Raw genomic sequence first — 6696 nt, 5'->3', positions numbered from 1 at the left:
ACGCTCAACAACGAGCAACTAGTAGGAAGCAGAACGGATGACACAACTTCGGCTCCGTCGAACCATGACGGCGTTCGTCGCCCTGGTGGCCGTTGCGGCGATGGGGGCGTGCGGTGGCTCAGGGTCCGACGACGGCAACGACGCGCTCGACGCGCCCGGTGCCGAGGTGCTCGAGAAGGCCACCGGCAAGACCACCATCGAGTTCTGGCACTCGATGAAGGGACCGAACGCCGAGGCGGTCGACCGACTGGTCACCAACTTCAACGCCCAGAGCGGGGGCAAGGTCGAGGTCAAGGCGGTCTTCCAGGGCAGCTACGACGAGACGATCGCCAAGTACAAGGCGTCGGTCCAGCAGAAGAGCACTCCGGCGCTGGTCCAGATCTACGACATCGGCACCCGCTTCATGGTCGACTCCAAGCAGGTCGTGCCGACGCACAAGTTCGTCGAGAAGGACAAGTTCAACGCGGCCGACATCGAGCCGAACATCGCCAACTACTACTCGATCGACGGCAAGCTCTGGTCGATGCCGTTCAACACCTCGACGCCGCTGCTCTACTACAACAAGGAGGCGTTCGAGCGCGCCGGTCTCGACCCGATGACCCCGCCGAGGAATCTCACCGAGATCGGCGAGATGGCGAAGAAGCTCACGGTCAAGGACGCCAGCGGCAAGACCACCCAGTACGGCTTCGGCGCGGCCATCTACGGCTGGCTGCTGGAGCAGCTTCTCGCCACCGACGGCAAGGAGTACTGCGACAACGGCAACGGGCGTAAGGGCCTGGCCTCGAAGGTGCAGTTCGACCAGGAGACCGCCGTGCGCGTCGCCCAGTGGTGGACCGACATGGTGAAGAACGGTTACGCGACCAACACCGGGCGCAAGACCGACGACGCCCAGGCGGCCTTCAAGGCGGGCGCCGTCGCGATTCACCTCGAGTCCACCGGTGCCATGCGCGGTTACGTCGAGGCCGCCCAGGGCAAGTTCACCGTACTTACCGCCCAGTACCCGAAGGTGGACGCCTCGTCGACCGGCGGGCCGATGATCGGTGGGGCATCGCTCTGGATCAGCGGCGTGGGTCACAGCGCCCAGGAGAAGCGTGCCGCCTGGGAGTTCGCGAAGTTCGCTGCCAGCCCGGTCGAGCAAGCCAAGTGGCACACCGGCACCGGGTACGTGCCGATCAACGCCAAGGCGCTGGACGAGCAGATCGACAAGGACTGGATGGCGAAGTTCCCCCAGTTCCGCACTGCTGTCGACCAGTTGCACGCGCTGCCGCCGTCGGTCGCGTCGGCCGGCTGCCTGCTCGGAGTGATGCCCCAGGCCCGCAAGGCGTCCGAGGACGGCCTGGAGGCCGTGATCGTCGGTAGCAAGCCGGCCGAGCAGGCCATGAAGGATGCCGCCGCGAGCGTGCAGCCTGCCATCGACAGCTACAACAAATCGGTCGGCTGACACCGCCACGCCGGGCCTGTCGGCGATCCGCGGGCCGGCCCTCAGAGGGCCGGCCCGCGGGCGACAACATCATGATCAACCCGAGCGGGGGTGTGGGTCGGGAGGGGGCGGAAGGCGGTCAGCCGAGGTCGACGCCGGGGTAGAGCGGGAAGCCGGCCAGCAGCTCGGTGGCCTGCTTGCTCACCTTGTCGGCGAGGGTCGGGTCGAGCGCGTACTTCGCCTTCGACGGGGTGCCGTCCGGGTTCGAACCGGGGCTGGTCTGGGTGAGTACGGTGTGGATCAGCTCGGCGGTGACGTCCATCTCCGCGGTGCCGAGACCCCGGGTGGTCAGCGCCGGGGTGCCGATCCGGATTCCGGAGGTGTACCAGGCGCCGTTCGGGTCCTGCGGCACGGCGTTGCGGTTGGTGACGATGCCCGAGTCGAGCAGCGCCTGCTCGGCCTGCCGGCCGGTGAGGCCGTACCCGGAGACGTCGATCAGGACGAGGTGGTTGTCGGTGCCGCCGGTGACCAGCTTCGCACCGCGGCGCAGCAGCCCTTCGGCGAGCGCCTGGGCATTGGTGACGATCCGCTGGGCGTAGTCGGCGAAGTCGGGGCGGCGGGCTTCGGCCAGGGCGACCGCCTTGGCGGCCATCACGTGCGGCAGCGGGCCGCCGAGCACCATCGGGCAGCCCCGGTCGACCTGGTCGGCCAGCTCCGGGCCGCAGAGCACCATGCCGCCGCGCGGGCCGCGCAGCGACTTGTGCGTGGTGGTGGTGACGATGTGCGCGTGCGGCACCGGGTCGAAGTCGCCGGTGAAGACCTTGCCCGCGACCAGGCCGGCGAAGTGCGCCATGTCGACCATGAAGGTCGCGCCGACCTCGTCGGCGATCTCCCGCATGATCCGGAAGTTGACCTTCCGGGGGTACGCCGAGTAGCCGGCGACCAGGATCAGCGGCTGGAACTCGCGGGCCGCCTCGGCGACCTTGTCGTAGTCGATCAGGCCGGTGGCCGGGTCGGTGCCGTAGCTGCGCTGGTCGAACATCTTGCCCGAGATGTTCGGGCGGAAGCCGTGGGTCAGGTGCCCGCCGGCGTCCAGCGACATGCCGAGCATCCGCTGGTTGCCCAGCTCCCGGCGCAGCGCGAACCAGTCCGCCTCGGTCAGCTCGTTGACCTGGCGTACCTGGGCCTTCTTCAGCGCGGGGGACTCCACCTGGTCGGCCAGGATCGCCCAGAACGCGACCAGGTTGGCGTCGATGCCGGAGTGCGGCTGCACGTACGCGTGGGCCGCGCCGAACAGCTCCCGGGCGTGCTCGGCGGCGAGCGCCTCGACCGTGTCGACGTTCTGGCAGCCGGCGTAGAAGCGGCGGCCGACGGTGCCCTCGGCGTACTTGTCGCTGAACCAGTTGCCCATCGCCAGCAGGGTGGCGGGGGAGGCGTAGTTCTCGCTGGCGATCAGCTTGAGCGACTCGCGCTGGTCGGCCAGCTCCGCCCCGATGGCGTCCGCCACCCGAGGCTCGACGGCGCGGATCACCTCCAGCGCGCTGCGGAAGGCGGTGGATTCGGCGTTCAGCGACATGCGACCTCCTGGTGACGTGCGGAAGGCCCAGGCGCTCGGCGTGCGTCCTCGTGACGGGACCGCTTCCCGATGGTGCTCCATCCCCACGCGCCAGTCACGGCCCGCGCCGATCCTACCGGGTACGCCGGGGCCCGCCCGGGGCGACCTCCGTCCGGTGAGCTGCCAATCCGGTCGTGAGCCGCGAAAACGGACGGGGCCCGGCGATTGCTCGCCGGGCCCCGTCACGGATGGTGCGGGTGTTACTTCACCACGTTGTACGCGTCGACGATGCCGGCGCCGTAGAACCCGTTGCGCGCACCGCCGGAGCAGGTTGCGTCGTAGGCGTGCGGGCCGTTCGGGTGCAGCGGCGCCAGGTTGAAGACGCCGGCCGGGCACGACTGTGCCACCGCCGTGCGCTCCAGGAACGATGCCAGCTGGCCCGGGGTCATCCCCGGGTGCGCCGACAACGCCAGCGCCGCGACGCCGGTGGCGTGCGGGCCGGACATCGAGGTGCCCTGCTTGTACCCGTACCCGTTGACCATCACGCCCTCGGCGTTCGGCAGTGCGATGGTCGACAGGATCTGGTCCGCGGTGGTCGGGCTCGCGCCCTGGGTGCGGACCCGGCTGTCGCCGCCCGGCGCCGCCACGTCGATGACGCCCTGGCCGTACGAGGAGTAGTAGCTCTTCGCACCGGTCGGGCCCAGCGCCGAGACGGTCACCACGCCCGGCACCTCGGCCGGCAGGTCGAGGCAGGCGTTGGTGAGGTTCTCCCGGTTCTCCTTCGGCGCACTACCGTCGTTCGGGCTTCCCGTGTCGGTGACCTTGTGCGCCAAGTCGTAGTTGGAGTTGCCGGCGGACGCGACGTTGAGCACGCCCTTGGACTGCGAGTAGCGGATGGCCCGCTGCACCGCCTGCCACACCGGGCGCTGGCGCGCGTCGTTGCGGCAGTTCATCTCCCACGGGTCGATGTAGTAGCTGTTGTTGGTCAGCTGCATCCCGTGGTCGGCAGCCCACATGAACCCGCAGACCGCAGCCTCCGGGTAGATGGAGCCGCCGTCGTTGACCACCTTGACGGCGGCGACCTTGACGCCCGGCGCGATGCCGGTCACGCCGACGCCGTTGATGGCGGCGGCGATGGTGCCGGCCACGTGGGTGCCGTGGTCGCTCTTGGTCGGGTTCCAGGCCGCCTCGGCGGTGTTGGTGACACCGCCCAGGCAGGACACGCTCTTGTCCTTGGCGATCTGGGTGGCCAGGTCGGGGTGGCTGCTGGAGATGCCGCTGTCCAGCACGCCGACGACGACGTTCGGGCTACCGGTGGTGATCGCGTGGGCCTGCGGGACGTGGATCATGTCCATGTCCCACTGCTGGCCGTACATGGGCTCCTTGGTCGGGTCGCCAGTGGCGTTGGCGATCTCTTCCGCGGAGACCTCGACGGTCTCGCCCTCGTCGAGGGCGGTGCCCAGGCCGGCGGTGGACGCGACCGATTCGACGCCCGCGCCCGCCACCGCGGTGACGAAGTTCGGGTTGGTCGAGCGGACGACGAGCACGCCGATCTGGTCGTAGCTGGCCACCACGGTGCCGTTGGCGGCCGCCACGCGCGCGGCGGCCTTGTCGGTCTTGCCGCCCTGCGGGGCGAGGACCAGGAACGTGGTTTCCGGTCCAGCCGCCGCGGCCGGCGCCAACCCGCCGGTGGCGGCGAGGCCGATGCCGAGCGTCACGACGGACGCGGCGGCGAGTGTCTTGCGACGCAGGTTCTTCACACAGACTCCCAGGGGCTGATCCAGCCGGCCCCACTGCCTGGCGGGAAGCAGGCCGGCGGAAAACGAGCGGGGTGCTCGCTTTCAGGGGATCAGCGTAGGGAGTCGGTGTGGTGTTACACACAGCCGAACGGATGAAACAGCAACGGTAAGACGGTGGCCGGGTGACGTGCCGGCTGGTCGGCGGTGGGCGTGAACCGGCCGCAGGCGGGTAAAGCGCTGGCGCCACCGAAGCGCGAGACACGGGGAGGTTTGTCGTGGCCACAACCATGACCAAGGAACAGATGAGCCCGGTGCGGGACAAGAACTACGACCTGATCCACACGTTGCAGATGTCGTTGGAGAGCATCTACCGGATGGATACGTACATCGCCGACGCGGACGCGCGGGGCGACAAGGAGCTCGCCAACTGGTTCCGCAAGATTCAGGAGAACAACCGCAAGGCGGGGGACCAGGGCAAGCAGATGCTCATGACGCGCATGCAGCAGGAAGGGCGCTGACCGTCCGGACCGCAGCCCGGCCGGCCGCTGCCCGTACGGGGGCAGCGGCCGGACGCGTCGATGGCGCACAATGTCTCGTCCGACAAGGCGGGATGGAGCCACCGATGACGGTCCTCAAGGGCCTGCGGGAAGCCCTGGTGCTGCTGGTGACCGCGCTGGTGGTGGTCGCGGCCGCGGCCGGCGTCTGGGTCGCGGTGTCCGGAGGTGAGTTCGTCACCCGGTTCGGCGTCGCCCTGGTGGTCGTCGGGGCGCTGCTCGGGGTCACCGGCGACCTGACCCTGAGCCGGATCGGCATGCTGGACGCCCGGTCCGCCTTCGGGCTCGCGCCCGAGCGGGAGACCGGCGGCGGTGGCCGGGTCCTCACCGGCGTCGGGATCTTCCTGTTCGTCGGGCTGCCGCTCGTCGTCGTGGGCATCATGCTGATCTCCTGATCCGCCCCGCTGCGCGGCGGGCGACCATGGCGGCCCGTCGCCCGCTACCGTGTGGGGCGTGGCGACCACGGCGGCCGAGTAGATTCGGGTGGGGCAGCGGGTGGTCCGCGTCTCCAGCCCCGACAAGCCATATTTCCCGGAGCGCGGGCTGACCAAGCTCGACGTGGTCCGCTACTTCCTCGCCGTCGGCGACGGCATCCTGCGGGCCCTGCGCGACCGGCCGACCATGCTGGAGCGGTGGCCGCGCGGCGTGTTCGAGGGCGCGAAGATCGCCACTCGGCAGGACAACCGCGGCGACGCGTTCTACCAGAAGCGGCTGCCGGCCGGGGCGCCCGACTGGGTGCGTACCGCGCACATCACCTTCCCGAGCGGCCGGACCGCCGACGAGGTGGCGCCGAGCGAGCTGGCCGTGGTGATCTGGGCGGCCAACCTGGGCACGCTGCGGTTCCACCCGTGGCCGGTGTCCGCCGGCGACGTGGAGCACCCCGACCAGCTCCGCATCGACCTGGACCCGATGCCGGGAGTGGACTTCGCCCAGGTGGTCCCGGTCGCGCACGAGGTGCGAGCCTTCCTGGACGAGCTGGGGCTGGTGGGCTACCCGAAGACCACCGGCGGCCGGGGGATCCACGTCTACCTGTCCATCGAGCCGCGGTGGAGCTTCGGCGAGTGCCGGCGCGCGGTGCTGGCACTGGGCCGGGAGATGGAGCGCCGGCTGCCCGATCTGGTGACGACCACCTGGTGGCGGGAGCAGCGGGACCGGCCGGTCTTCGTCGACTACAACCAGATGGCCCGGGATCACACCGTCACGTCGGCGTACTCGATCCGGCCCACTTCGCGCGCCCTGGTCTCCGCCCCGCTGGACTGGTCGGAGCTGGACGACGCACGGCCGGAGGACTTCGACGTGCTGAGCCTGCCGGCCCGGTTCGCCGAGCGTGGCGATCCGCACGCCGGCCTGGACGACCGCCGGTTCTCCCTGGAGCCGCTGCTGGAGCTGGCCGACCGGGAGGGCCTGGAGGCACCGCCGGAACGCTGA

6 protein-coding genes and 1 riboswitch are annotated in these 6696 nt (G+C 70.1%); of the genes, 4 read left to right on the top strand and 2 right to left on the bottom strand.

Annotated features, from left to right (window positions below; genetic code table 11):
- The first annotated feature begins 64 nt into the window (after positions 1–64).
- Positions 65–1441 (top strand): ABC transporter substrate-binding protein, encoded by a 1377-nt coding sequence (locus tag ACNAW0_RS09760; protein ID WP_416287411.1) that lies wholly within the window; start codon positions 65–67, stop codon positions 1439–1441.
- Between the two features lie 118 nt (positions 1442–1559).
- Here ACNAW0_RS09760 and ACNAW0_RS09755 read toward each other — a convergent pair whose 3' ends face one another.
- A complete protein-coding gene (locus tag ACNAW0_RS09755; RefSeq protein WP_416287410.1) occupies positions 1560–2996 on the bottom strand; it encodes a glycine hydroxymethyltransferase in 1437 nt (478 codons plus the stop codon).
- 18 nt (positions 2997–3014) lie between these two features.
- Positions 3015–3104, bottom strand: a riboswitch (ZMP/ZTP riboswitch).
- Positions 3105–3235: 131 nt separating this feature from the next.
- A complete protein-coding gene (locus ACNAW0_RS09750) occupies positions 3236–4735 on the bottom strand; it encodes a S8 family peptidase (RefSeq protein ID WP_416287409.1) in 1500 nt (499 codons plus the stop codon).
- Positions 4736–4989: 254 nt separating this feature from the next.
- On the opposite strand from ACNAW0_RS09750, the gene ACNAW0_RS09745 reads away from it, so the two are divergent.
- From ACNAW0_RS09745 to ACNAW0_RS09735, 3 genes are all read left to right on the top strand, one after another.
- Positions 4990–5232: a hypothetical protein gene (locus tag ACNAW0_RS09745; RefSeq protein ID WP_416287408.1), complete on the top strand. Its 243-nt coding sequence runs from the start codon at positions 4990–4992 to the stop codon at positions 5230–5232.
- Positions 5233–5336: 104 nt separating this feature from the next.
- The gene (locus tag ACNAW0_RS09740; protein WP_416287407.1) at positions 5337–5663 is read left to right on the top strand and encodes a hypothetical protein; all 327 of its coding nucleotides are present in this window, start codon (positions 5337–5339) and stop codon (positions 5661–5663) included.
- 82 nt (positions 5664–5745) lie between these two features.
- Positions 5746–6696 carry a DNA polymerase domain-containing protein gene (locus ACNAW0_RS09735; RefSeq protein ID WP_416287416.1) on the top strand — a complete coding sequence of 317 codons (951 nt, stop codon included), beginning with the start codon at positions 5746–5748 and terminating at the stop codon, positions 6694–6696.

Source organism: Micromonospora sp. SL1-18, assembly GCF_047921505.1.
Lineage (GTDB): Bacteria > Actinomycetota > Actinomycetes > Mycobacteriales > Micromonosporaceae > Micromonospora.
Note: the sequence above shows the minus strand (reverse complement) of the source record. Positions and strands in the feature narration are given on the sequence as shown.